Below are 23234 nucleotides of genomic sequence, written 5' to 3' on the forward strand. Positions count from 1 at the left end.
ACTGTTTATTGCGCGAGCCAGGTCGAGATGAACGGCACGTAAGTGACGAGCGCCAGGAAGGCGAACAGGGCCAGATACATGCTGACTGCCTGTTTGGTGAAGTCGCTGACCTGCACCTTGGCGAGATTGCAGACCATCAGCATCACGGTGCCGACCGGGGGCGTCAGCGTGCCGATGGAGAGGTTGACGATGATGACGATGCCGAAATGGATCGGATCGATCCCCAGCGCCTTCACGGTCGGCATCAGCAGCGGCACGAGCACGATCATCAGCGCCGTTCCCTCGATCAGCATGCCGAGGATGAGCAGCACGACATTGACCGCGAGGAGGAAGGCGTAAGGGTTGTCCGTGAAGGACGAGATCATCTGCATCAGCGACTGCCCCGCCTGCTCCAGCGAGAACACCCAGGCGAGCGCCGACGATGCCATAATGACCAGCATCACCGAGGCGGTAGATTTCGTCGTCTCGACCAGCGAATCCACCACATGCGACACCCGCATTTCGCGATAGATGAAGAAGCCGATGATCAGCACCAGCGTCACGGCGACGGCGCCCGCTTCCGTGGGCGTGAAGATGTTGAGCCGGATGCCGCCCAGAATCGCGACGATCAGCACCAGTGCCGGCCATGCCGAGGCCAGCGTGGCCCGGATTTCGCCGCCCGAAAGCTTGTGCTCGCGGCTCGGCTTATAACCGCGCCGGACCGAGGTGACATAGGCCGCGAACATGAGCAGGACCGCGCCCAGAATGCCGGGCAGGATGCCGGCCATGAACATCTTGCCGATGGAGACGTCGGCGATGAGGCCATAGATGATCAAGGCGATGCCGGGCGGAATAATCGGCGTAATCAGCGAGCCCGCGGCGGTGACCGCGCAGGAGAATGCGCGGTTATAGCCGCGCTTTTCCATCTCCGGCACCATCATGCGCGTCAGCATGGCGCTGTCGGCGAGGTTGGAGGCGCTGATGCCGCCCATCAGCGTCGAAACCATGATGTTGGTGAGCGCCATGCCTCCGCGCAGCCGCCCGACGAGCAGATCCGCGACCCGGATCATACGCTCGGCGATGCCGGTATGCGACATGACCGTTCCCAGCATGATGAAGAACGGAATGGCCAGCAGCGATACGTTCTGCGCCGGGCTGATGAAGCGCTGCACGGCAATCGCAACCGGCATCGGGTTGAAGAACAGGAAATAGACGAAGACCGCCGCGAGAATACCGACATAAAGCCGGGCGTTCAGCGCGAACAAGGCGAGCATCAAAAGAATGATGATGGTCAGGTTCATTTCGCGTCTCCCGAAAAGGCGGCGCGAATGTCCTTCCAGGCGCTCGCAAACATATAGAAGGCTATGATGGTAAAGCCGATGGGCACCGCGATATCGATCCAGTACCAGGAGATGCGCAGGATGCTCGTGACCTTGATCTTGGCGGCGATGGCGAGCTTGTAGCCGGCATAGGCGACATAGAGTAGAAAGAAGCTCGTCAGGATGGAGACGGCGCCGTTCAGGATGGCACGGGCCTTGCCGGGAAGCAGGTCCACCAGCATAGGAATCGCCAGATGCTGGTTCGTACGCTCGGCGGAAACGGCGCCGAGCATAACGATCCAGATCATCAGGAGACCGGCGATCTCCTCGGTCCATTGCAGGGGCTGGTTGAGCCAATAGCGCATGATCACCGCGACGTTGAACATCGCGAGCAGCGCAAACAGCGGCATGGCGGCCAGCCAGTCGATCAGTTTACCGAAAAATTTCATGAGAATTCCCTCAAGCCTCACGGCTTGCAATGGCCGTGCCGCGGGCCCTCCCGCAGCACGGCGTAATGGCGCGCGGATTACTTCAGCTCAGCCTGAATTTTCTCATAGAGACCCGGCGTCCAGTCCGGAAACTGGGTATAGACCTTGTCCGCGAGCGCCTTGAAGGCGGCGCGGTCGACGTCGATGACCTCCACGCCTTCGGCCTTCATCTTCTCGATCATCTCATTGTCTTTTTCGGTCGTCAGCTTCTGGCTGTAGAGGCCGGCGTCATAGGCCGTCTCGTGGATCAGCTTCAGCTGCTCTTCGGGAAGCGTGGAGAAGAACGCCTCGCCGCCGATGATGAGCGCGACATTGGTGAGATAGCCGATCTTGCTGAGATATTTCGCTTCTTCCTGGAATTTCTGGCCGTACAGCACCGAAATCGGGTTTTCCACGCCGTCGATGACGCCTTGCGCCAGTGCCGGGAAGGTTTCGCCCAAAGGCATCGGCGTCGGCGTCGCGCCCATGGCCTCGAACGACTTGATCTGCATGATATTGTTGGGCACGCGGATCTTCATGCCCTTCAAATCGTCGGGCGTGCGGATCGGCTTTTTAGCGATGACCTGACGGACGCCATAGAGATAGTTGGGCATAACGATATGGATGCCCTTGCCCTTCAGCTCTTCCGTCTTCTGCTTGAACCAGGGGCCGTCATAGACCTTGAGCAGCTTGGCGGGATCATCCGTCAGGAACGGACCATAAAGAATGCCCATGTCGGGATCGTATTCCGCCAGGAAGCCGACATCGGAGATGGTGACGACATTGAGGCCCATCATGGCCTGCTCGGTCACGTCCTTCTTGGAGCCGAGCTGGGAGCTGGGATAAAGCTCCAGCGTGATCTCGCCATTGCTGCGCTTGGCGAGATTGTCCTTCCAGTAATGCATGACCTCGTCGAAGGGCTCGCCGGGATTGTTTTCATAGGCGACCTTGATGGTCATATTGGCCGCAAGCGCCGCAACGCTTCCAGCCAGGAGCATGCTCGCGGCAACAATGCCGGTGACGAATTTCTTCATGGGGTCTTTCCTCCCTTGTTATCTGGCCTGACGGCCGGTTCTCCTTCGCCCTGCCCCGCAGCCTCCTTCCCGGCTCCACGGCAAAGCGTCGATTTCAGGTCCTTTCGATGATGATCTTCAGGATGTCGTTGCGGTTGGCGTCCCAATAGGGCAGTGCCTCCTCCGCCTCGGCAAACGGGAACACTTTCGAGATCAGGCGGTCCGCCTCGGGGCCCAGCTTCTCCAGATGCCGGATGACCGCCTCGAAATCGGCTGATGTCGCATTGCGCGAGCCCATGATGTCGAGTTCTTTAAGATTGAAGAACTGCGTCTGGTAGGTGACCGGCGCTTTGGAATAGCCGACATAGACGACGCGCCCGGCAAAGCAGGCGAGATCGACGGCCTGGGTGAAGGTAACCGGTAGGCCGACCGCCTCGAAGGCGACGTCCACGCCATCGCCGCCAGTCAGCTCCAGAACCTTCTCAACCACGTCTTCCCCGCTCGGCAGCGCATGTGCGGCGCCGAACCGCAAGGCGAGTTCGCGCTTCTCAACGCTCGGATCGATGGCGACGACCTTCGCGCCGCGCGCCACCGCGCCGATCAGCACGCCCATGCCGATCATGCCGCAGCCCAGCACCGCAACCGTATCCCCCGCTTCGACACGACCGCGTGCGACCGCGTGAAAACCGACCGAAAGCGGCTCCACCAGCGCCAGATGGCGCGGCTCCAGCGTGTCGTTGATGATGAGCTTTTCGGCAGGCAGAACGATCTCCTCGGCGAGCCCGCCATCCTGCTGCACGCCAAGCGTCCTGTTGGAGCGGCAGGCATTGAGCCGTCCCTTGCGGCAGGAGCTGCACTCGCCGCAATTGGTATAGGGCATGACGATCACGCGCCTGCCTGCTGAGTAAGCAGCCGCAACGCCCTCGCCGGCTTCAATGATTTCGCCTCCGATCTCGTGGCCGGGAATGCGCGGCAATTGGACGAGCGGATTGAGCCCCTTGAAGGTGTTGAAATCGCTGCCGCACAGCCCGACATGGCGCACCCGCACCCGGACTTGGCCCAATAACAGGGGCGCTTCGGCGATTTCGGCGAAGCGGGTGACGTTTTCGCTCTCGATACGCAGAGCCTTGACCATGAAATGTTACCTGCTGTTTTACGTTACCGCGCCGACCTGCCAGGGCACGAATTCATTATCGCCATAGTCGTAGATCTCGCTCATCGTCTTCTGGCCGGATGCGACGGCGATGATGTGCTCGAAGATGCGCGCGCCTGATTCCTCGATCGTCTCCTCCCCGGTGACGATGCTGCCGCAATTCAGGTCCATGTCCTCCTTCATGTGCTCGTACATTTCGGAGTTGGTCGAGATCTTGATGCAAGGCGCGGGCTTGAAACCGGAGACCGAACCGCGGCCGGTCGTGAAGCAGATGACATTGCAGCCGCCCGCCACCTGACCCGTGACGGCGACGGGGTCGTAGCCCGGCGTGTCCATGAAGACGAAGCCCTGCTCGGTCACGGTTTCCGCGAATTCGTAGACAGCCCTGAGCGGCATGGAGCCACCCTTGGCGACCGCGCCAAGCGACTTTTCAAGGATGGTGGTGAGGCCGCCCAGCTTGTTGCCATGCGAGGGGTTGTTGTTGAGCTCGTCGCCATTGCGCGCGGTGTAGTCCCGCCACCAGTCGATGCGGGCAAGCAGCTTTTCGGCGACCGCCGGGGTCACGGCGCGCCGCGTCAACAGATGCTCCGCGCCATAGATCTCAGGGGTTTCGGAAAGCACCGTCGTGCCGCCATGGCGCACGATCATATCAGAGGCGACCCCGAGCGCCGGATTGGCGGAAATGCCGGAATAGCCGTCCGAGCCGCCGCATTCCAGCGCCACCTTCAGCTTCGACAGCGGCTGTCTGGTGCGCGTCGCGGAATTGACCAGCGGCAGCATGTCCTTGATATGCTCGATGGCGGCATCGATGGTCTTGCGGGTGCCGCCATGCTGCTGGATCGTCATGGTGCGCAGGCGCGTGCCTTCCTCCATGCGATAATGCTCAAGGATCGGCGCGATCTGGTTGGTTTCGCAGCCAAGGCCGATCAGCAGGACGCCGCCGAAATTCGGATGCTTGGCATAGCCCTGGATGGTGCGCGTCAAAAGACGGTAACCCTCGGACTTGGTGTTGAGTGCGCAGCCGCTGCCATGGGTCAGCGCCACGACGCCATCGACATTGTCGAACCCGTCGAGCCCGCCCATGCGGTTGAAATAATCGGCGATATAGCGCGAGACCGTAGCCGAGCAGTTCACCGACGAAATCACGCCGATATAATTGCGGGTGCCGACGCCGCCCGCGCCCCGGTCAAAGCCCATGAAGTGCCGGCGCTCCGCCTCGGGCACCATGCCGCGCTCCTCGATATCGACGGAGAACTGGTGCTCATGCTCGGAAGGAAGCATGGCTAGGTTCTGCAGATGCACATGTTCGCCGGGCGCGATATCCTTGGTGGCGACGCCGATCACTTGGCCATATTTGAGGACTTCCCTGCCCTCAGCTATGGCGCGAATGGCGACCTTGTGCCCGCGCCCGATGAATTCCCGCGCGTTAAGGCCTTCGATTCCCGTGGGATCGCCGGCGCGAATTGGCGTGCGCGCCACCCCGACATCATCGGAGGGATGCAGCAGGATGACGGGCGCAACCGTCGTCACAATCGTCTCGCTCATATCAACGTCCTCCCAAGCCGGCTAATCGCGCGGCTCAATTCTTGTTTTACGCAAGTCCGGACGGAAAACCGGCTTCCACTTTTCCTGGACTTGCCTAATTATCCATCCACCTCTGCTTGGACTGCTGCAAATGCGTCCGCATCGCCGCCTGCGCCTGCAAGGGATCCCTCGCCTCCAGCGCCGCGTAAACCAGTTCATGCTCGGCGAGAGCCGAAGCCCAGGTGTCGTTGTCCTCGAAGCGGCTTCTGATCTGCGCCGTCAAAGGGCTGTGCCGCTCGTCGAAGAGATCGCCGATAATGCGGGTGAGGACGCTGTTGCCCGCCTGTTCGGCGATCAGCAGATGAAACTGCCGGTCAAACTCCATCGCTTTGCGATCGACGCCGACATTCGCCCGCATCGCATCGAGCGTCGCCCGCAGCCGGGCAAGCGCGTCTGTGGTCATCCGCGCGCAGGCCATCACGACGATGCTGCCCTCGAGCACTTCCCGCGCCTGCATGATCTCAAGCGGGCTCTCGCCGATGGAAATCCCGTGCGACGCCCGCGCCTCGGGCTCTTTCGTGACATAGATGCCCGAACCCATGCGGATTTCGACGTTCCCGGCAATTTCAAGCGCGATCAGCGCCTCGCGCAGCGAGGGGCGCGACACACCCAGCTGGTGCGCCAGCTCGCGCTCGGCGGGCAGCCTGCTTCCAGCCGGAAACCTGCCCTCCTGGATCAGATGCCTGACCCTGTCCGCGATCTGCTGGTAAAGCCTGCGCGGTTCCGCGTGGCCGGTGTGTTCGCTCATCTTCCCTCCCGAATTGGCCTTACCATATGCAGAGAATTCGCGAATTGCAACGCGGTGGAAGCAATTGGCTTGACCAATTCGCGCCGCATCGCTTAGTTGCTCACAGAAACGGGAGGACGCCATGCAGGAAAAACCAAGGATTTTGCAGTTCGGCACCAGCCGCTTTCTGCTGGCGCACGCGGATTTCTTCGTCTCGGAAGCTTTGGCGCGAGGGGAAGCCATCGGCACCATCGCGGTCGTCCAGACGACGTCCAATCCGCAGAGCGCCCGGCGAATCGCCGCGCTGAACGAGGGCACGGGCTACCCGGTCATCATCCGCGGTCTTTCCGAGGGCGCGCCGGTTGAAAAGACGTATCGCGTGCAAGGCGTCACCGCCGCCTATTCCGCGCATGAAGACTGGCCGGCCATTCTGGAGCTTGGCGCAACGGTGGACGTGATCCTCTCCAACACCGGGGATAGGGGATACGAGCTCGAGGCTGATGAAGGCCGTTCTTTGCCGGTCACCATGCCGAAGAGTTTTCCCGCCAAGCTGCTGGTGCTCCTGCACCATCGCTGGCAGAGAAACCCGGATGCTCCGCTTTCGATCTTCCCCTGCGAGCTGATCTCGCGCAATGGCGGCAAGCTGCGCTCGATCCTCCTCGGCTTGGCGCGGGATTGGCAACTGCCCGACGGCTTTATCCGATGGATCGAGACCCGCTGCATCTTCGCCAACAGCCTGGTCGACCGCATCGTCTCCGAACCCATCGAGCCGGTGGGCGCAATCGCCGAACCCTATGCGCTCTGGGCCATCGAAAAGGCGGAAGGGCTGGTGCTTCCCTGCACCCATCCGGATATTGTCGTGACCGGCGATCTCCCGCGCTACGAGCGCCTGAAGCTCCATCTCCTCAATCTCGGTCATAGCTTCATCGCCGAGCGCTGGCTCAAGAATGGCCGGCCCAAGGACGAGACCGTTCTGGAGGCCATGCAGGACGATGCGATCCGCACCGAGCTGGAAGCCGTATGGGGGGAGGAAGTGCTGCCGGTTTTTGCAGCCGACGGTCTTGGTGCGGAGGCGAAGACCTATATCGTCTCAGTACGCGAGCGCTTCCTCAATCCGTTCCTCAAGCACCGCATCGCCGACATCGCCTCCAATCATGAGGAAAAGAAGCAGCGGCGCTTCGTGCCGGTCATCGCCCGCGCGGCGGAGCTGGGCCTCGGATTGGAGCAGCCGCGATTGAAGGCCGCACTCGCCTGAGCCGTTTGCAGCGCCCGGCTTGCCCGCGCTTCATGCAGCCTTCTTTCGCGCCAGCGCGACGCCCTTGACCTGGGCATGCACCGCCATGCCTTCGGCGAGCCTGAGCTCGTCCCATGAGCGCCTGGTCAGGCGCGCCAGAATCTTGCTCCCCGTCCCGTCTTTCCCGAGGCCGAGCACCGCAACCATTTCATATTGGCCGGCCGGTTTTACCGACAATATCCGCGCTGGCAGGATGTTGAGCACGGTCGTCGCCCGCGGCGCTTCGCGCGCAAGGCTGACGTCGCCCGCGGCGATCGTCAAGCGGCGGCGCTCGCCGATGGCGGGTGCCGGCATCGGCACGGTGAAGCGGCCACCGTCGACGTCGAGGGAGGCAAGCCCGTAGGCCCGGTCATAAGCGCTCACCACCGCATCGAGGGTCACCGCCGCATCGCGCCCGACGGCGAGTGGAAGCGCGGGATCGCTCTGCAGCCTGCTCAAGGGACCAGCGGCCAGCACCCGTCCTGAGCGCATCAGGACCAGATAATCGGCGAGCCGCTCAACCTCCGCCATGTCGTGGCTCACATAAATGACCGGCAGGGAAAGCGTGTCGTGCAGGCGCTCCAGGAATGGCAGGATCTCATCCTTCGTCTGCCGGTCGAGCGCCGAGAGCGGCTCGTCCATAAGGAGCAGCTTCGGCTGCGATAGCAACGCCCGGCCGATGGCGACCCGCTGGCGCTCCCCGCCCGAGAGATGGCGCGGCGCACGGTCGAGGAGCTTTTCCAGCCCGAGCAGCGCCACCACCTCGTCGAAGCCGATCTGATCTTGCGGCGGCTTCGGCTTGCGGCCACGGGTCGCGTAAAGGAGATTGCCGGTGACGGAGAGATGCGAAAAGAGGCTCGCCTCCTGGAAGACATAGCCAATGGCGCGCTCATAAGCCGGGCGGAACAGGCCGCCATCCTGCCAGACCTCGCAGCCAACAGCGCAAGTGCCATCCGCCAGGCGCTGGAGGCCTGCCATGCAGCGCAGCACGGTGGTCTTCCCGCAGCCCGAGGGGCCGAAGAGCGCCGTGACCCCCGAGGCGGGCGCGGCGAACGTAGCGTCGAGGGCAAAGCGGCCGAGCATCCCTTTGAAGGCGACGCGGATTTCGTTCGGTCCGCTCATTCGGAAACCTGCGAAAAGCGCTTGTCGATCAGCATCATCGTGAGGATCACGGCAAAGGCGAACACCACCATGCCACCAGCCAATATCGTCGCCTCGAGCCATTGCGAGGTTTCGACATAATCATAAATCGCCACCGACAGCACCTTCGTCTCGCCCGGAATATTGCCGCCGATCATCAGCACCACGCCGAACTCCCCGACCGTGTGGGCGAAGCCGAGCACCGCCCCTGTCAGAAAACCCGGTCGCGCCAAGGGCACCGCGACGGTCCAGAAGGCGCGGCGGGGTGAGGCACGCAGCGTCGCAGCAACCTCCAGCGGACGATCGCCCATCGCTTCAAATGCATTGCGGATCGGCTGGACGACGAAGGGCAGCGAGTAGACGACCGAGCCGATGACCAGCCCTTCAAAGGTGAAGGCCAGCGTGCGCGCGCCCCAAAGGCCAGCGATCATGCCGCCGGGGCCATCCGGTCCCAGGGCCAAGAGGAGATAAAAGCCCAGCACCGTGGGCGGCAGCACGAGGGGCATGGCCACGATAGCGGCGACCGCCTCCTTCCACCACGCATTGGTGCGCGCAAGCCACCATGCGAGCGGCGTGCCGATAACCAAGAGAATCACGGTCGTGATCGCGGCCAGCTCGACCGTCAGCCCGATGGCGACCCACACATCTATGCTTAGCCCGCTCATCCTGCCTCAACTGGCCGCGGCGACGGCATAGCCATATTTTTCGATGATCGCGCGCGCCTCCGGACCTTTCAGGAAATCCATGAAGGCCGCCGCTGCTTTATTTCCTTCGCCCTTTTTCAACAGAACGGCATCCTGCCGGATTGGCGTGTATAATTCCTGCGGCACCAGCCAGCGCGAGCCGCTGTCATTGCCGGTCAGTTGCGAAAGCGCGACAAATCCAAGTTCGGCATTGCCGGTGTCCACGAACTGGAAGGTCTGGCTGATATTGTTGCCCTGGACGATCTTCGGCTGAAGCGCGTCATAGACGCCGAGTGCCTTCAGCGTTTCCACCGCCGCCGTGCCGTAGGGCGCGGCAGCAGGATTGGCAATGGCGATCTTGCTGAAGCCGCCATTTTTGAGCGTCTCTTCGCCTTTCACGAGGCTCGGGTCATTGCTCCACAGCACGAGCCTGCCGATGGCATAGGTGAACCGGCTGCCGGCGACACCGAAACCGTCATTGACGAGCTTCTCCGGGCGCTCCGCATCCGCCGACAGGAAAATCTGGAAGGGCGCGTCTTGCGTGATCTGGGTATAGAACTGCCCGGACGAGCCGAAGGAAAGCACCGCTTCATGCCCGGTCTTCGCCTTGAAGGCGGCGGCGATGTCCTTTGCCGCATCGGTGAAATTGGCGGCGACGGCGACATTGGTCTGATCCGCGCTTGCCTGGCCTGCGCTTAAGGCGGCGACGGCCAGGACGGCGGCGACCATGAGAGATTTCAGCATTTTCACGAGATTCCTTCCCCGTGACGGTTTCATTCGGCCGCGATGATGACATGCGCGGCATAACGAAGAAAGAGCGAAGCCCGAAATGCAGGGCGTGAGCCCTATGCCTTGCGGGGTAGCCCAATTGCTGCGGCGTCCGCATGGGCACACGCCAACCCCCGAATGCACGGAATACTGTGCTTTTCAAGCCACGTTTCGCTCATGGCGAGACATAGCTTGACCCAAATCAAGTGATGCGGGCCGTTCCTCGCTAACAGTCGATCATCGCGACCGTTGTCGGTGATCTCTACTCATCGGGGGGCGCCAGGCGCCGTACCTTGGGGGACATATTCATGAACTTAACATTCAAGCACTCGGCTGAGATCGTGGCTCTCGGCATAGCGGCCTTCCTGGCATTGCTCGGGGCGGCCTTTGCCCAGGACGATCTTTTCAAGGCCCATATGTGGGTGGCGTTCTTCACGCTTCTCGCGGGCACCGTCATTCTGATGCGCAGCACCAGCCTTGTTTCCGGCAAGGAACAGGCTGACAGCTCCGCCTATATGGACGATGTGGTCCGCTACGGCGTGATCGCCACCGTGTTCTGGGGCGTCGTCGGTTTTCTCGTCGGCGTCATCATAGCGCTGCAACTGGCCTTCCCCGACCTCAACCTTGCCCCGTGGCTCAATTTCGGCCGCATAAGGCCGTTGCACACGTCGGCGGTTATCTTCGCATTCGGCGGCAACGCGCTGATCGCAACCTCCTTCTATGTCGTGCAGCGCACGTCGCGAGCGCGGCTTTTTGGCGGCAATCTCGCCTGGTTCGTCTTCTGGGGCTACCAGTTCTTTATCATCATGGCGGCGACGGGCTATTTGCTCGGGATCACACAAAGCCGCGAATATGCGGAGCCCGAATGGTATGTGGACCTTTGGCTGACCATCGTCTGGGTCGCCTATCTGATCGTGTTCCTCGGCACGGTCATCAAGCGCAAGGAACCGCATATCTACGTCGCGAACTGGTTCTACCTCTCCTTCATCGTGACGATTGCGATGCTGCATATCATCAACAATCTCGCGATCCCGGTGTCCTTCCTCGGCTCGAAGAGCTATTCGGCCTTCTCCGGCGTGCAGGATGCGGTGACGCAGTGGTGGTACGGCCATAACGCGGTGGCGTTCTTCCTCACCATCCCCTTCCTGGCGATGATGTATTACTTCGTGCCGAAGCAGGCCAATCGGCCGATCTACAGCTATCGCCTGTCGATCGTGCATTTCTGGTCGATCATCTTCCTCTATATCTGGGCCGGCCCGCATCACCTTCACTACACCGCCCTGCCGGACTGGGCGCAGACCCTCGGCATGGTGTTCTCGATCATGCTGTGGATGCCCTCCTGGGGCGGTATGATCAACGGCCTGATGACGCTCTCCGGCGCGTGGGACAAGATCCGCACCGACCCGATCATCCGCATGATGGTCATCGCCATCGCCTTCTACGGCATGGCGACGTTCGAAGGGCCGATGATGTCGATCAAGGCCGTCAACTCGCTGTCGCACTATACGGACTGGACCATCGGCCACGTCCATGCTGGCGCGCTCGGCTGGAACGGCATGATCACCTTCGCGGCGGTCTATTACCTGACGCCAAGGCTGTGGAACCGGGAACGGCTCTATTCCATGCGGATGATCAACTGGCACTTCTGGCTCGCCACGCTCGGTATCGTTCTCTACGCCGCCGCGATGTGGGTCGCCGGCATCCAGCAGGGCCTGATGTGGCGCGAATATGATGAGCAGGGCTTCCTGGTCTACTCCTTCGCCGAAACCGTCATCGCGATGTTCCCCTACTACGTCATCCGCGCGCTCGGCGGGACGCTGTACCTCACCGGCGGACTGCTGATGGCCTACAACGTCTACATGACCGTCAAGGGCAGGATCCGCGACGAAGCCGCCCTCACCCGCGCCACGCCGGTCCCTCAGCCAGCCGAATAAGAGGTTACCCATGTCTATTCTCAACAAGCACTCCTTGCTGGAAAAGAATGCGACGCTCCTGCTGCTGAGTTCGCTGGTCGTGGTGACCATCGGCGGCATCGTGGAAATCGCCCCGCTGTTCTGGCTTGAGAACACAATCGAGAAGGTCGAGGGAATGCGGCCCTATTCGCCGCTGGAACTCGCCGGGCGCAACATCTACATCCGTGAAGGGTGCTACACCTGCCACAGCCAGATGATCCGGCCCTTCCGCGACGAGGTCGAGCGCTACGGGCATTACAGCCTGGCCGCGGAATCCATGTACGACCACCCATTCCAGTGGGGCTCGAAGCGCACGGGGCCCGACCTCGCGCGCGTCGGCGGGCGCTATTCCAACGAGTGGCACGTCCAGCACCTGACCGAGCCGCGCTCCGTCGTGCCGGAATCGGTCATGCCGAGGTACGCCTTCCTCAAGGACAAGCCGCTCCACATCAAGAATATCCAGGCCGAGCTGGTTGCCAATGTCAGGGTCGGCGTGCCCTACAACGACGACATGCTCGCCAATGCCGAGGCGGACCTGAAAGCGCAGGCGGACCCGGATGCCGATACGTCAGGCGTGCAGGCCCGCTATCCCAAGGCGGTTGTCGGCGATTTCGACGGCAATCCGAAGGCGGTGACCGAGATGGATGCGCTCGTCGCCTATCTCCAGATGCTCGGCACGCTGGTCGATTTCTCGACCTATGACGATGCCGCGGGCTATCGCTGAGGGAGCGCCACCATGGATACCTACACCACGCTTCGCCACTTCGCCGATAGCTGGGGCCTCCTCGCCATGCTCCTGTTCTTCATCGGCTCCATTCTGTTCATCTTTCGTCCGGGCGCCAAGTCGCTGGCGGATGACGCCGCCCAGATTCCTCTGAAGGAGGATTGATCCCATGACCGAAAAACATATCGATGAACAAACCGGCACCGAGACGACCGGCCATGTCTGGGACGGCATTCGGGAACTGAACAATCCCCTGCCCCGCTGGTGGCTATGGACGTTCTACGCCACCATCGTCTGGGCCATCGGCTATATGATCCTCTACCCGGCCTGGCCGTTGCTGACCGAGAACACCAAGGGTTATCTCGGCTATTCCAGCCGCGCGGAGCTGCGCGGCGCGATGAACGCGGCGGATGATGCCCGTGCGGGCCTCGTCGAGGCGATCAAAAAAGAGGATGTGGCGCAGATCCTCACCAATCCCGAGCTCAAGCAGTTCGCCATCTCCGCGGGCGCGGCGGCGTTCAAGGTCAATTGCGTCCAGTGCCATGGTTCCGGTGCGCAAGGCGGCGCGGGCTATCCCAACCTCAACGATGACGATTGGCTGTGGGGCGGCGACATCCAGTCGATCTACACCACCATCAACCATGGCGTCCGCTACATGGCCGACACCGATACGAGGCAGTCGGAAATGCCGAGCTTCGACGGCGTGCTGACACCGGAGCAGATGGGCGAGGTGGCGGCCTATGTCGTGAGCCTCTCCAGCACGCCGAAATCGCCGGAGAAGGTGGAAGCCGGGAAGGTCCTGTTCAGCGAAAACTGCGCCTCGTGCCATGGCAGCGACGCCAAGGCGGCCAAGGGCTTCGATGCCGCGACGGGCAAAGACATGGGCGCTCCCAACCTAGCCGACGCCATCTGGCTCTACGGCTCGGGCGAGACAGCCATCGTGCAACAGATGGTGCATCCGAAAAACGGCGTGATGCCCGCCTGGGGCGCACGCCTTGGCGAAACCACCGTCAAGGAACTGGCCGTCTACATCTATTCGCTCGGCGGCGGCCAGACGGTGGCGGCCGGGCAGTAACCTTCAGAAACCAAGCCCGCCGGCGGCTCTTCGCCGGCGGACGAGCTGATCGAAGAATGGAACGTCCCGTGACGGTCAATGTGCGAGAAGTGCTGAAAAGCAATAGCAAGCCTGTCGAGCCCGCCGGAAGCGGCCAGTCGCTCTATGCCGCGCGGAAGAAAATCTACCCGAAACGGGCATCGGGCACGTTCCGGCAGATCAAATGGCTGGTGATGGCCGTCACGCTCGCCATCTATTATCTGGCGCCGTGGATAAGGTGGGACCGGGGGCCTTATGCTCCCGATCAGGCCATTCTGGTCGATCTCGCCAACCGGCGCTTCTACTTCTTCTTCATCGAGATATGGCCGCAGGAATTCGTGCTGATCGCGGGCCTCCTCGTCATGGCAGGCGCGGGGCTGTTCCTCATCACCTCCGTCGCCGGGCGCGCATGGTGCGGCTATGCCTGCCCGCAGACGGTGTGGGTGGACTTGTTTCTCGTGGTCGAACGCGCTGTCGAGGGTGACCGCAACGCGCGGATGAAGCTCGACCAAGCGCCATGGACAGCAGGCAAAATCGGCAAGAAGCTCGTCAAGCACCTGATCTGGATCGTCATCGGCGTCGCCACTGGCGGCGCATGGATATTCTATTTCGCCGATGCGCCGACGCTTGCTCGCGATTTCGTCCTCGGTCAAGCCGCTCCCATCGCCTATTTCACCGTCGCGACCCTCACCTCCACCACTTATCTCCTCGGCGGATTCATGCGCGAGCAGGTGTGCACCTATATGTGCCCGTGGCCGCGCATTCAGGCGGCGATGCTGGATGAAGATTCGCTCACCGTCACCTATAATGCCTGGCGCGGCGAGCCGCGTTCCAGAGGCACCAAGAAGAGCGCCGCGGCGGGCATGGTCGCGGGCGACTGCATCGATTGCGACGCCTGCGTCGTCGTCTGCCCGCAAGGCATCGACATCCGCAACGGCCAGCAGATGGAATGCATCACCTGCGCGCTGTGCATCGACGCCTGCAACAATGTCATGGACAAGCTCGGCCGGGATCGCGGCCTCATCTCCTATGCGACCCTCGCCGATTACCAGCACAATATGGACATCGCCACCCTGGGCGGAACGAAGCCGATCAATCCGGCGCTCGTCCGCACCCCCGAGAGCAAGCTGAAGGCGGAGGTGAAGCATGTCCGCGCGAGCCATATCTTCCGCCCTCGCACCCTCTTCTATTTCGCCATATGGGCGCTCGTCGGCATCGGCATCCTCACCACGCTGGTGGGACGGACGCGGCTGGAACTCAACGTTCTCCACGACCGCAATCCGCAATTTGTGACGTTGTCCGACGGCTCGATCCGCAATGGCTATACGGTCAAGATCCTGAACATGGTGCCGAAGCCGCGCACCTTCACCATATCGATATCAGGGCTGCCGGGGGCAAGCATATCCGCGCCCGACGCCTCGAAGGCGCCGGACGGGACGTTCGATGTCGAAGCCGCGCCCGACCGCGTCCACACCTTCAGGGTTTTCGTCGCGGCGCCGGCCGGCTCCCTCGGGCAAGAAATGACCCCGTTCGAATTTTATGTCGCCGAAAAGGACGGCACCGAGAGCGCCGCCTACAAGGCCATTTTCAACGCACCGGAGAAAAAATGATGCCGCGTTCCGCCCCTCGTGAATTTACCGGCCGCCATATGCTGATCGCCATGCTCTCGTTCTTCGGCGTCGTCATAGCCGTCAATGTGACCATGGCCGTCTACGCCAATACGAGCTGGACCGGCCTTATCGTTCAGAACACCTATGTCGCGAGCCAGCAGTTCAACGAAAAAGCGGCGATTGGCCGAGCCCAGTCCGCCCTCGGCTGGCAGGGTAGCCTCACCTATAGCGGTGGCAAGCTCTCCTATCGCCTCGCTGATGCCGAAGGTGCGCCGGTGAAGCCCGCGGGCGTCACGGTAACGCTGAAGCGGCCCGCCTATGAGAGCGAGGATATGACGGTGAAGCTCCAGCCAGAGGGCGACGCTTTCTCCGCTGAGACCCTCGTGCGCGACGGGATCTGGATCATCGATGTCGAGGCCGAGATTCCCGGCCATGCGCCTTACCGCGATGTGTCGCGTCATCACGTCACCAATGGAGAGCTGCAATGAGCTGCTGTGCTCCCGGCCTCGAGCCCGATGCCGTCCTCGGCGAAGGCCCCTCACGCGAAGAGCTGCTGCTCGCCAGCCGGGCGCTTGGAAACGGCTTGCGCCAGATCGACCTTTCGGTGCCCGACGTCCATTGCGGCGCCTGCATCCAGACGATCGAACGGGCGATGAACAAGCTCGACGGGATCGAAAGCGCGCGCGTCAACTTGTCGACCAAGCGGCTCATGGTGCGCTGGCGCGAGGACAAGGCGCCGCCGCCGGTGACCGAAACGCTCAGCAAACTCGGCTATGCCTCCCACCTCTTCGAGAATGATGCGGGGGAGGACAAAGCGTTCTGGGAGCTCATCCGGGCCCTTGCGGTGGCAGGCTTCGCCGCCAGCAATGTCATGCTGATGTCCGTGGCGGTCTGGTCGGGGGCGGATGAGGCGACTCGCGACATGTTCCATTGGATATCGGGCATGATCGCGGCCCCCACGCTCGTCTATTCCGGGCGCATCTTCTTCCGCTCGGCCTGGGCCGCGCTCAAGGGCGGTCACATGAACATGGATGTGCCGATCTCGCTCGCCGTGACGCTCGCCTTCGTGATGAGTCTCTACGAGACCATCCATCACGGCCAGCACGCCTATTTCGACGCCTCGGTTTCGCTGCTCTTCTTCCTGCTCATCGGGCGCACGCTTGACCATATGATGCGCGAGCGGGCGCGCTCGGCGGTCAAGGGCCTGTCGCGGCTGGTGCCGCGCGGCGCGCTCATCATCGCCGAAAATGGCGAGCGGGAATATAGGCCCGTCTCCGAGATCAAGCCCGGCACGCGCCTCATCCTCGCCGCCGGTGAGCGGGCTCCAGTTGATGCCCGCGTCGAGGAAGGCGCGTCCGAGCTCGACTGCTCCATCGTCTCGGGCGAAAGCGCGCCGCAGGCGGTCCACCAAGGCTCGGTGATCCGCGCCGGGATGCTCAACCTGACCGCGCCGCTGACGCTTTCCGCCATCGCGACGGCGAACGAATCCTTCCTCGCCGACATGGTGCGGCTGATGGAAGCCGCCGAGGGCGGGCGGGCGCGCTATCGCCGCTTGGCAGACCGGGCCTCACAATTCTATTCCCCCGCCGTTCACATGATCGCGCTCCTCTCGGCGCTGGGCTGGATCGTGGCGACGGGCGATTGGTACCGCGCCATTTTCATCGCCATCGCCGTCCTCATCATCACCTGTCCGTGCGCGCTGGGCCTCGCCGTGCCGATGGTTCAGGTGATGGCCGCACGCCGGCTCTTCGAGAACGGCATCATGGTCAAGGATGGCTCCGGGCTGGAGCGGCTGGCAGATGCCGACACGGTCGTTTTCGACAAGACGGGAACGCTGACCCTGGGCCAGCCGCAATTGAGCAATGCGGGCGATGTGGACCCCGAAATGCTGGCGCAGGCGGCCCTCATCGCCTCCTATTCCAGCCACCCGCTGGCAAAGGCGCTGGCGCAGGCGGGCAAGAGTGTGCGCGCCGAAGGCATACGGTTCGACCATTTCGAGGAAGTGCCAGGCTGCGGCATGGAAGCTGTTTCAGGGGCCAAGACCTGGCGTCTCGGGCGGCGCCAATGGGCGGTGGAAGGGAATGCCGCCGCCAATGCGTCGCATAACGGACTCGAAACCGTTCTTTCCCTTAACGGAAGTCTCATGGCTGCCTTCCGCTTTGACGACCGGCCACGCAAGGACGCTGCCGAAACCGTGGCCGAACTGGAGGCCCGCGGCGTCGAGATGGAAATCATCTCCGGTGACCGCTATGACGCCGCCGCCGATCTTGCCGCCCGGCTCGGTGTTCCCGCCTTCACCGCGGGCGCGCTGCCGGGCGAGAAGGTGGCGCGTATTGAAGCCCTGGCGCAGCAAGGCCGCAAGGTGCTGATGGTGGGCGACGGGCTCAACGACGCTCCCGCCCTCGCCGCCGCCTATGTGTCGATGGCGCCGGCAACCGCTGCGGATATCGGGCGCAACGCCGCTGATTTCGTCTTCCTGCGCGAGAGCCTCGGCGCGGTGCCGCTCGCCATGGAGGTCTCGCGGCAGGCGAAGAAACTCATCCGGCAGAATTTCGCCCTTGCCATCGGCTATAATTTCCTCGCCGTGCCCATTGCCGTCATGGGTTATGTGACACCGCTCGTCGCCGCGCTCGCCATGTCGCTCTCGTCGATCATCGTCGTCGCCAACGCCATGCGGCTCAGGGCAAAGACGGACGGCGCACGAACAAATGCGGGGATGCTTGGGGACCTCACCCAGGCGTTTCCGGCGCCCATGCCTCAGAAGGCTTCCAAATGACCAGTCTCGCCGTTCTCATCCCCATCGCGCTCTTTCTCGGCGGCCTCGGCCTTCTCGCATTCCTGTGGTCGCTCAAGACCAACCAGTATGACGATCTCGACGGCGCCGCCGAGCGCATTTTGTTCGACGATGCTTCCGAGGAGGCTCACGCGGCGATTTCGCGTCAGTCCGCAAGCCGAACCGCGCCTCAAGCCGTCCCTGAGGTCTCCGGGAGATAAAATGGCTTTGTCATCAACGCCATGTCCAGGCGAACGTGCTCCAGGACACGGCGGATAATGGCCGATGCGTTTCCGCTGTAGTAGACATTTTTCACCAGGCGAGCCTCTTCGCGAAACAGCGGAGATGTCGCTTTTACGATTGCCTGATGAATGTCGTCCGCCTGTGCCGATGTATCCAGGATATTCGCCGAGCGTTCCCGCCCGGCCTGCCGCCGCCCCACATTGACGACCGGCACCCCGAACGACGCCGCCTCGATGATTCCCGACGAGGAATTTCCGATCAGCAATTCGCTATGGCTCATCGCGCTGAAATAGCCCTGACGGCCCAGATTATCGCGAATTTGGATCCAGGGTTTATGTCTGGCATGAGCCTCCAGCCGGGCGTTGATGGCTTGGCCGGCTTCGTCGGCGTTCGCTTTGCTGAAGATTGTCGTCACTTTGAAACGGTCCAGCGCCTCGATGAGCGCTTCGAATGCCGGAATGGAGGCGTTGACGTCAATGGTTTCCGGATGAAACGTCGCCATGAAATAGGGCTTGTCAGGCAGGTTCAGGCGCGCGAGCAATTGCGGGCGCTCATCGAGTTCCAAAGTGTCTAGCCCATCGAGTGCGGGCGCACCCGTAACATGCACCCTCCAGGGTTCTTCTCCCATCGCCACGATCCGGCGCCTGCTGAGTTCCGTCGCGCAAAAATGCAGCTGGCTGAGCTTCGTCATCGAATGCCGGTAGGCATTATCGATCGCGCCTTCGCTTTCCTCCCCGCCATGAATATGGGCGATGGGGATATGCAATGCGCTTGCCGCCACCGCGACGGCATGCATTTCGTAGCGGTCGCCAAGAACGACCAGAAGATCGGGCCGATTGCCTTCCAGCGCCTCGGCCGATCCCGCGGTGACCGCGCCCATCGCCTTGGCCACGTCCACCGCCGTCCCATCTCCGGTCGGCATCGGCACGACGCAAGCGGCGGGAATGCCGGCCGCCTCCTCGAGCCGGGCGACATGACGGGCTCGGTCAACCTCGTCCGCTTCGGCAGGGACATGGCTGCCCGATACGAACAGGCTTGCCTCGATGTCTAGGCTTTGGCGCAGCGCGGCAATGACAGGCTGATAGATGCCGAAGTCGGCCCGGCTCGTCGTGGCCAGGAAAACCTTCCGTTTATCCCGAAGCGCCATTGTCAATCCAAATGCGAGAGATTGAGGACCGTGCCCGCAGGCAGATCGGATGACACCCGCCGTCCGAGAACGAAATCAAGCATTTTGGGCGGCATTCCTGAGCCGGGCCGGCGTATTGCGCAATTCCTGTCCGTCAGCCTCTCACCCGCATGAACATCTTCCATCAGGACAATGCTGCGGCGGGCAACGGCTGCGGTATCGAGCTCGGCTGCTGTTGGGCGCTTGATGCCGCTTCCGAGCGCCTTCTCGGTGATGCGGATATCCGCGATGAAACGCTTCAATTCTTCAGGCTCGAGCGAAGCGGCATGGTCGGGACCGGGCAAGGTGCGATCGAGGGTAAAGTGCTTCTCGATCAGCCGCGCCCCCAAGGCCACGCTGGCAATGCCGGTCGCAGTGCCCAGCGTATGATCCGACCAGCCAACCGGCCTTCCAAATGCTTTTTCGAGCACTGGAAGCACGCGCAAATTGGCATCGGCGGGATCACAAGGATAGTCCGAAACGCAATGAAGTATCGCCAGCGGTGGGTTGCCGTTCTCCTCGATCGCTCTTACCGCCTCCTCCGTTTCGGCAAGATTGGCCATACCCGTCGAGATGATCATGGGCAGGCCCTTGCGCGCCAGATAGGCCAAAAACGCAAGATAAGTAAGGTCACCTGAAGAGACTTTGAAGGCGGTAACGCCCAGGCTCTCCAGGAAATCTGCGCTGGCAAAGTCGAACGGCGTCGAGAGAAAAGCAATTCCCTTCTGCCGGCAGCGGTCACGAATCGCTTCCCAGACATCGGGCGCCAATTCCAGAGCGGCCAGCATTTCCGCCTGCGTGGTGGCGCTACCGTCGTTGCGCACCTGATACGTCGCCTTGGGCGCATTTGCCGTCACCAAAGCGCTCGCCATGAAGGTTTGGAACTTGACGGCATCCGCTCCGGCCTCCGCTGCCACATCCACCAGCGCCAGAGCCTTGTCCGGGTCCCCATTATGATTGACGCCTGCCTCGGCGATAAAGTAGACGCTGGACGCCCAGTCGACCGAATGTGGAGCATTATGTCCGGCAGTCATTTGATGTGTAGGCCCCTTCATCCTGAATGTAAGGGTATCTCTGGCATATCAGGATTTTTTGGGCAAGTAATGCCTTTCATACCATGCAAGGACCGTCCGCAATGACCCACGAGCCGCTCATACCCCTGGCCATCCCCAATATCGGGTCGCTGGAGGGCGAATATCTGCAAGCATGCGTTCGCGAAAACTTCGTATCCACGGTGGGGCGCTTCGTAACGGAGTTCGAAGCCGGGATAGCCGCTCGTTCCGGTGTGGAGAGCGCGGCTGCGCTGGGTAGCGGCACGCAAGCGCTTCATCTTGCGCTGGTCGCCCTGGATATCCGTCCCGGCGACCTGGTGATACTGCCAAGCTTCACCTTTATCGCGAGCGCAAACGCTATCTCGCATTGCGGCGCGAGTCCCTGGCTCATGGATATCGCCCCGGACAATTGGACGCTCGATCCGCAACGGGTGGCGGCAGCACTGGCTTCCCAAACGGAGCGGCGGGGCGGCGAGCTCATTCATAAAGCCAGCGGACGGCGCGTTTCCGCGATCATGCCCGTCTATACCCTTGGCACCGTTGCGGACATGGATGCTTTCAGGGAGATCGCGCGGCAATACGGTCTCCGTCTCATCGCCGACGCCGCCGCAGCGATCGGTGCAACCTACAAGGATCGGCCTATCGGGCTTTTGGCCGATCTGACAGCCTATTCTTTCAACGGCAACAAGACGATCACCTCCGGTGGCGGCGGAGCGGTTACCGGCCCGGATTCGGCCTTGGTGAAACGTGTAAAGCATTTGTCCTCCACCGCGCGCATATCCCCGGATTACGACCATGACGAGGTTGGCTATAACTACCGCATGACCAATATCGAGGCCGCCGTGGGCTGCGCCCAATTGCAGCGCCTGGATGAATTCCTGGAGGCGAAGCGCCGCATCAGAGCCGGCTATGACGCGGCTTTTGCCGACGTTGCCGGTGTAAGCGCCTTCCCCGTGCCTGCCCGAGGGGAGAGCACCTATTGGTTTTCGGGAATTGTCCTCGAAGATGACCGTCTGCCCAGCGTGGCGAAGCTTTGCTTCGGTCTGCGTGAACGAGGTGTCGAAGCGCGTCCATTCTGGAAGCCCGTCCACCTTCAGACGCCCTATCTTGGCGCACCGCGCGAGGATATGCCGGTAACCGATGGGTTGTGGTCGCGGATCATAACACTGCCCTGCTCCACCTCGCTCACTGCGCAGGAACAGGCCAAAGTGATCGACACGCTCAAATCTCTTTTGACAACGGAACAGCGTATGGGGGAATGCGCATGACTTCGCTCGCCGAAATCGCTACGGGGCGCCCGGAATCCCTCTTCGCTCCTGATATCGAAAAGAACCGGCATCTTCTTTCCGATGCGATACGGGGGACGCGCATTCTTGCCATCGGCGCCGCTGGTTCTATCGGTTCCCAGACAGTCCTGACGCTTTCCCGATATCGCCCACGATCTCTTCATGTTGTGGATCAGAATGAAAACGGTCTTGCCGAGTTCGTTCGCCAGTTTCGCTCTTCTCCGGCGACCGCCGATGTCGCTGATATGCGCACCATGCCGCTCGATTATGGGTCCGTTGCCATGGAAAGGCTTCTGGAGCACGAGGGGCCTTACGATCTCATCTTCAACTTCGCGGCGATCAAGCATGTCCGCTCCGAGAAGGATGAGTATTCCATCCTGCAGATGCTGGACACCAATATCGTCAAGCAGGCACGGCTGATGCGGTGGATTGCCGCCTATAGCAAGAATGCACGCTATTTCTCGGTTTCCACCGACAAAGCCGCGAATCCCAGCTCCTTCATGGGCGCTACCAAGCGCATCATGGAGCATGTGATGTTCGCGGATGATTATACTGCAGATCTCACCGGGCCCGTGACATCAGCGCGCTTCGCGAACGTGGCCTTCTCCAACGGGTCGCTGCTGGAATCCTTCCAGAACCGGTTCAGACGGCGCGAGCCGATTGCCTGCCCCAAAGGTATCCGCCGGTATTTCGTCAGCCTCGCCGAGTCAGGCGAGATTTGCACGCTCGCCGGCCTCCTCATCCAGAACCGGCATGTTGCGGTGCCGAAACTCGACCCCGAAACCAATCTTGTCGAGCTTGAGAAGATCGCGGAGCGCTTTATCCGGCACCACGGTTACGAACCCACTGTCATGACCGATGAAGCGGAGGCCAAGGCGAAATGCGCCGGCGAAATCGCCGCCGGCCGCTGGCCACTGATCCTCACCGCCGGCGATACCGCGGGCGAAAAGCCGTATGAGGAGTTCATAGCCGAGGGGGAAAGCGCCGAGCCGACCAGCCTTTCCAATATCGACAGCATAAGATACATCGCTTCCAGAAATGGTCAGGTTGCGCCCATGGTTGAAGCGCTCGAACGTATCGTTCTGGGCATCGACCGTGGCGCTGCAGCGGATAAGGAGGCGGTGAAACGGCTCATCGCAAAGCTGGAGCCGGCTTTCCTAGAAACCCATCGAGCTTCCGCGCTCAACCTTGACCAGCGAATGTAACGGGTCGAGTTGTTTTTCCGGAAGA

General features: G+C 61.9%; 21 protein-coding genes and 1 pseudogene. 11 read left to right on the forward strand and 11 right to left on the reverse strand.

The genetic code is table 11. The features are described 5' to 3' along the window. Nucleotides 1-5: 5 nt before the first annotated feature. The 6 genes from ACOWVG_RS14960 to ACOWVG_RS14985 form a co-directional block, all read right to left on the reverse strand. On the reverse strand, nt 6-1280 hold the full coding sequence (locus tag ACOWVG_RS14960; RefSeq protein ID WP_420963046.1) for a TRAP transporter large permease: 1275 nt from the start codon (nt 1278-1280) through the stop codon (nt 6-8). Continuing rightward, nucleotides 1277-1747: a TRAP transporter small permease gene (locus ACOWVG_RS14965; protein ID WP_420963047.1), complete on the reverse strand. Its 471-nt coding sequence runs from the start codon at nt 1745-1747 to the stop codon at nt 1277-1279. Before ACOWVG_RS14965 ends, ACOWVG_RS14960 begins: the two co-directional genes overlap by 4 nt. 77 nt (nt 1748-1824) lie before the next feature. Further along, nucleotides 1825-2799, reverse strand: a complete 975-nt coding sequence (locus ACOWVG_RS14970; RefSeq protein ID WP_420963048.1) for a C4-dicarboxylate TRAP transporter substrate-binding protein — start codon at nt 2797-2799, stop codon at nt 1825-1827. 94 nt (nt 2800-2893) lie between these two features. Beyond that, nucleotides 2894-3913 (reverse strand): zinc-binding alcohol dehydrogenase family protein, encoded by a 1020-nt coding sequence (locus ACOWVG_RS14975; protein WP_420963049.1) that lies wholly within the window; start codon nt 3911-3913, stop codon nt 2894-2896. An 18-nt stretch (nt 3914-3931) separates the two neighbouring features. Beyond that, nucleotides 3932-5476, reverse strand: coding sequence for a UxaA family hydrolase (locus ACOWVG_RS14980; RefSeq protein WP_420963051.1), 1545 nt, complete (start codon nt 5474-5476; stop codon nt 3932-3934). A 94-nt stretch (nt 5477-5570) separates the two neighbouring features. Continuing rightward, the gene (locus ACOWVG_RS14985; RefSeq protein ID WP_420963052.1) at nt 5571-6263 is read right to left on the reverse strand and encodes a FadR/GntR family transcriptional regulator; all 693 of its coding nucleotides are present in this window, start codon (nt 6261-6263) and stop codon (nt 5571-5573) included. Nucleotides 6264-6384: 121 nt separating this feature from the next. Here ACOWVG_RS14985 and ACOWVG_RS14990 point away from each other — a divergent pair, with 121 nt between their 5' ends. Then, on the forward strand, nt 6385-7497 hold the full coding sequence (locus ACOWVG_RS14990) for a mannitol dehydrogenase family protein (RefSeq protein WP_420963054.1): 1113 nt from the start codon (nt 6385-6387) through the stop codon (nt 7495-7497). Nucleotides 7498-7527: 30 nt separating this feature from the next. Here the strand turns inward: ACOWVG_RS14990 and modC are convergent, their stop codons facing one another. From modC to modA, 3 genes are read right to left on the reverse strand one after another with little or no spacing between them, the layout of a single operon-like run. After that, nucleotides 7528-8637, reverse strand: coding sequence for a molybdenum ABC transporter ATP-binding protein (gene modC, locus ACOWVG_RS14995; protein ID WP_420963055.1), 1110 nt, complete (start codon nt 8635-8637; stop codon nt 7528-7530). Next, nucleotides 8634-9320 (reverse strand): molybdate ABC transporter permease subunit, encoded by a 687-nt coding sequence (modB, locus tag ACOWVG_RS15000; RefSeq protein ID WP_420963056.1) that lies wholly within the window; start codon nt 9318-9320, stop codon nt 8634-8636. The genes modC and modB overlap by 4 nt, the downstream gene beginning before the upstream one ends. 6 nt (nt 9321-9326) lie before the next feature. Beyond that, nucleotides 9327-10067, reverse strand: a complete 741-nt coding sequence (modA, locus tag ACOWVG_RS15005; protein WP_420963110.1) for a molybdate ABC transporter substrate-binding protein — start codon at nt 10065-10067, stop codon at nt 9327-9329. 347 nt (nt 10068-10414) lie between these two features. Here modA and ccoN point away from each other — a divergent pair, with 347 nt between their 5' ends. From ccoN to ccoS, 8 genes and pseudogenes are all read left to right on the forward strand, one after another. Then, a complete protein-coding gene (gene ccoN, locus ACOWVG_RS15010; RefSeq protein ID WP_420963057.1) occupies nt 10415-12040 on the forward strand; it encodes a cytochrome-c oxidase, cbb3-type subunit I in 1626 nt (541 codons plus the stop codon). A 10-nt stretch (nt 12041-12050) separates the two neighbouring features. Next, nucleotides 12051-12782, forward strand: coding sequence for a cytochrome-c oxidase, cbb3-type subunit II (ccoO, locus tag ACOWVG_RS15015; protein ID WP_420963058.1), 732 nt, complete (start codon nt 12051-12053; stop codon nt 12780-12782). 12 nt (nt 12783-12794) lie between these two features. Next, a complete protein-coding gene (locus ACOWVG_RS15020) occupies nt 12795-12947 on the forward strand; it encodes a cbb3-type cytochrome c oxidase subunit 3 (protein ID WP_420963060.1) in 153 nt (50 codons plus the stop codon). A gap of 4 nt (nt 12948-12951) precedes the next feature. Then, a complete protein-coding gene (gene ccoP, locus ACOWVG_RS15025; RefSeq protein ID WP_420963061.1) occupies nt 12952-13857 on the forward strand; it encodes a cytochrome-c oxidase, cbb3-type subunit III in 906 nt (301 codons plus the stop codon). 56 nt (nt 13858-13913) lie between these two features. Then, nucleotides 13914-15485, forward strand: coding sequence for a cytochrome c oxidase accessory protein CcoG (ccoG, locus tag ACOWVG_RS15030; protein ID WP_420963062.1), 1572 nt, complete (start codon nt 13914-13916; stop codon nt 15483-15485). After that, nucleotides 15482-15973, forward strand: coding sequence for a FixH family protein (locus ACOWVG_RS15035; RefSeq protein ID WP_420963063.1), 492 nt, complete (start codon nt 15482-15484; stop codon nt 15971-15973). Before ccoG ends, ACOWVG_RS15035 begins: the two co-directional genes overlap by 4 nt. Continuing rightward, nucleotides 15970-18171, forward strand: a pseudogene (locus ACOWVG_RS15040) (cation-translocating P-type ATPase); the annotation flags it as partial. The gene ACOWVG_RS15035 and the pseudogene ACOWVG_RS15040, both read left to right, overlap by 4 nt. A gap of 86 nt (nt 18172-18257) precedes the next feature. After that, a complete protein-coding gene (gene ccoS, locus ACOWVG_RS15045) occupies nt 18258-18479 on the forward strand; it encodes a cbb3-type cytochrome oxidase assembly protein CcoS (RefSeq protein ID WP_420963064.1) in 222 nt (73 codons plus the stop codon). Here ccoS and neuC read toward each other — a convergent pair. Together neuC and neuB are read right to left on the reverse strand one after the other, a co-directional pair. After that, nucleotides 18449-19648 carry a UDP-N-acetylglucosamine 2-epimerase gene (gene neuC / locus ACOWVG_RS15050; protein WP_420963065.1) on the reverse strand — a complete coding sequence of 400 codons (1200 nt, stop codon included), beginning with the start codon at nt 19646-19648 and terminating at the stop codon, nt 18449-18451. The two genes, ccoS and neuC, sit on opposite strands and share 31 nt — an antisense overlap. A 2-nt stretch (nt 19649-19650) precedes the next feature. Further along, a complete protein-coding gene (neuB, locus tag ACOWVG_RS15055) occupies nt 19651-20700 on the reverse strand; it encodes an N-acetylneuraminate synthase (protein ID WP_420963066.1) in 1050 nt (349 codons plus the stop codon). A 101-nt stretch (nt 20701-20801) separates the two neighbouring features. Here neuB and ACOWVG_RS15060 point away from each other — a divergent pair, with 101 nt between their 5' ends. Both ACOWVG_RS15060 and ACOWVG_RS15065 read left to right on the forward strand, forming a co-directional pair. After that, nucleotides 20802-21986 carry an aminotransferase class I/II-fold pyridoxal phosphate-dependent enzyme gene (locus tag ACOWVG_RS15060; protein WP_420963068.1) on the forward strand — a complete coding sequence of 395 codons (1185 nt, stop codon included), beginning with the start codon at nt 20802-20804 and terminating at the stop codon, nt 21984-21986. Further along, entirely contained in the window at nt 21983-23209 is a 1227-nt protein-coding gene (locus ACOWVG_RS15065; RefSeq protein ID WP_420963069.1) for a polysaccharide biosynthesis protein, read from the forward strand. Before ACOWVG_RS15060 ends, ACOWVG_RS15065 begins: the two co-directional genes overlap by 4 nt. Nucleotides 23210-23234: the final 25 nt, after the last annotated feature.

It is taken from the genome of Brucella sp. IR073 (genome assembly GCF_049065735.1).
Classification (GTDB): Bacteria; Pseudomonadota; Alphaproteobacteria; order Rhizobiales; family Rhizobiaceae; genus Paramesorhizobium.

Bases quoted from the DNA above. Each gene is read 5' to 3' on its own strand.
- ccoP (WP_420963061.1), top strand. From the start codon at position 12,952: ATGACCGAAAAACATATCGATGAACAAACCGGCACCGAGACGACCGGC.
- neuB (WP_420963066.1), bottom strand. From the start codon at position 20,700: ATGACTGCCGGACATAATGCTCCACATTCGGTCGACTGGGCGTCCAGC.
- ACOWVG_RS15060 (WP_420963068.1), top strand. From the start codon at position 20,802: ATGACCCACGAGCCGCTCATACCCCTGGCCATCCCCAATATCGGGTCG.
- ccoG (WP_420963062.1), top strand. From the start codon at position 13,914: ATGGAACGTCCCGTGACGGTCAATGTGCGAGAAGTGCTGAAAAGCAAT.
- ACOWVG_RS15065 (WP_420963069.1), top strand. From the start codon at position 21,983: ATGACTTCGCTCGCCGAAATCGCTACGGGGCGCCCGGAATCCCTCTTC.
- ACOWVG_RS15020 (WP_420963060.1), top strand. From the start codon at position 12,795: ATGGATACCTACACCACGCTTCGCCACTTCGCCGATAGCTGGGGCCTC.
- ACOWVG_RS14975 (WP_420963049.1), bottom strand. From the start codon at position 3,913: ATGGTCAAGGCTCTGCGTATCGAGAGCGAAAACGTCACCCGCTTCGCC.
- ccoN (WP_420963057.1), top strand. From the start codon at position 10,415: ATGAACTTAACATTCAAGCACTCGGCTGAGATCGTGGCTCTCGGCATA.
- ccoO (WP_420963058.1), top strand. From the start codon at position 12,051: ATGTCTATTCTCAACAAGCACTCCTTGCTGGAAAAGAATGCGACGCTC.
- neuC (WP_420963065.1), bottom strand. From the start codon at position 19,648: ATGGCGCTTCGGGATAAACGGAAGGTTTTCCTGGCCACGACGAGCCGG.
- ACOWVG_RS14970 (WP_420963048.1), bottom strand. From the start codon at position 2,799: ATGAAGAAATTCGTCACCGGCATTGTTGCCGCGAGCATGCTCCTGGCT.
- ACOWVG_RS14980 (WP_420963051.1), bottom strand. From the start codon at position 5,476: ATGAGCGAGACGATTGTGACGACGGTTGCGCCCGTCATCCTGCTGCAT.
- ccoS (WP_420963064.1), top strand. From the start codon at position 18,258: ATGACCAGTCTCGCCGTTCTCATCCCCATCGCGCTCTTTCTCGGCGGC.
- ACOWVG_RS14990 (WP_420963054.1), top strand. From the start codon at position 6,385: ATGCAGGAAAAACCAAGGATTTTGCAGTTCGGCACCAGCCGCTTTCTG.
- modB (WP_420963056.1), bottom strand. From the start codon at position 9,320: ATGAGCGGGCTAAGCATAGATGTGTGGGTCGCCATCGGGCTGACGGTC.
- ACOWVG_RS14960 (WP_420963046.1), bottom strand. From the start codon at position 1,280: ATGAACCTGACCATCATCATTCTTTTGATGCTCGCCTTGTTCGCGCTG.
- modC (WP_420963055.1), bottom strand. From the start codon at position 8,637: ATGAGCGGACCGAACGAAATCCGCGTCGCCTTCAAAGGGATGCTCGGC.
- ACOWVG_RS14965 (WP_420963047.1), bottom strand. From the start codon at position 1,747: ATGAAATTTTTCGGTAAACTGATCGACTGGCTGGCCGCCATGCCGCTG.
- modA (WP_420963110.1), bottom strand. From the start codon at position 10,067: ATGGTCGCCGCCGTCCTGGCCGTCGCCGCCTTAAGCGCAGGCCAGGCA.
- ACOWVG_RS15035 (WP_420963063.1), top strand. From the start codon at position 15,482: ATGATGCCGCGTTCCGCCCCTCGTGAATTTACCGGCCGCCATATGCTG.
- ACOWVG_RS14985 (WP_420963052.1), bottom strand. From the start codon at position 6,263: ATGAGCGAACACACCGGCCACGCGGAACCGCGCAGGCTTTACCAGCAG.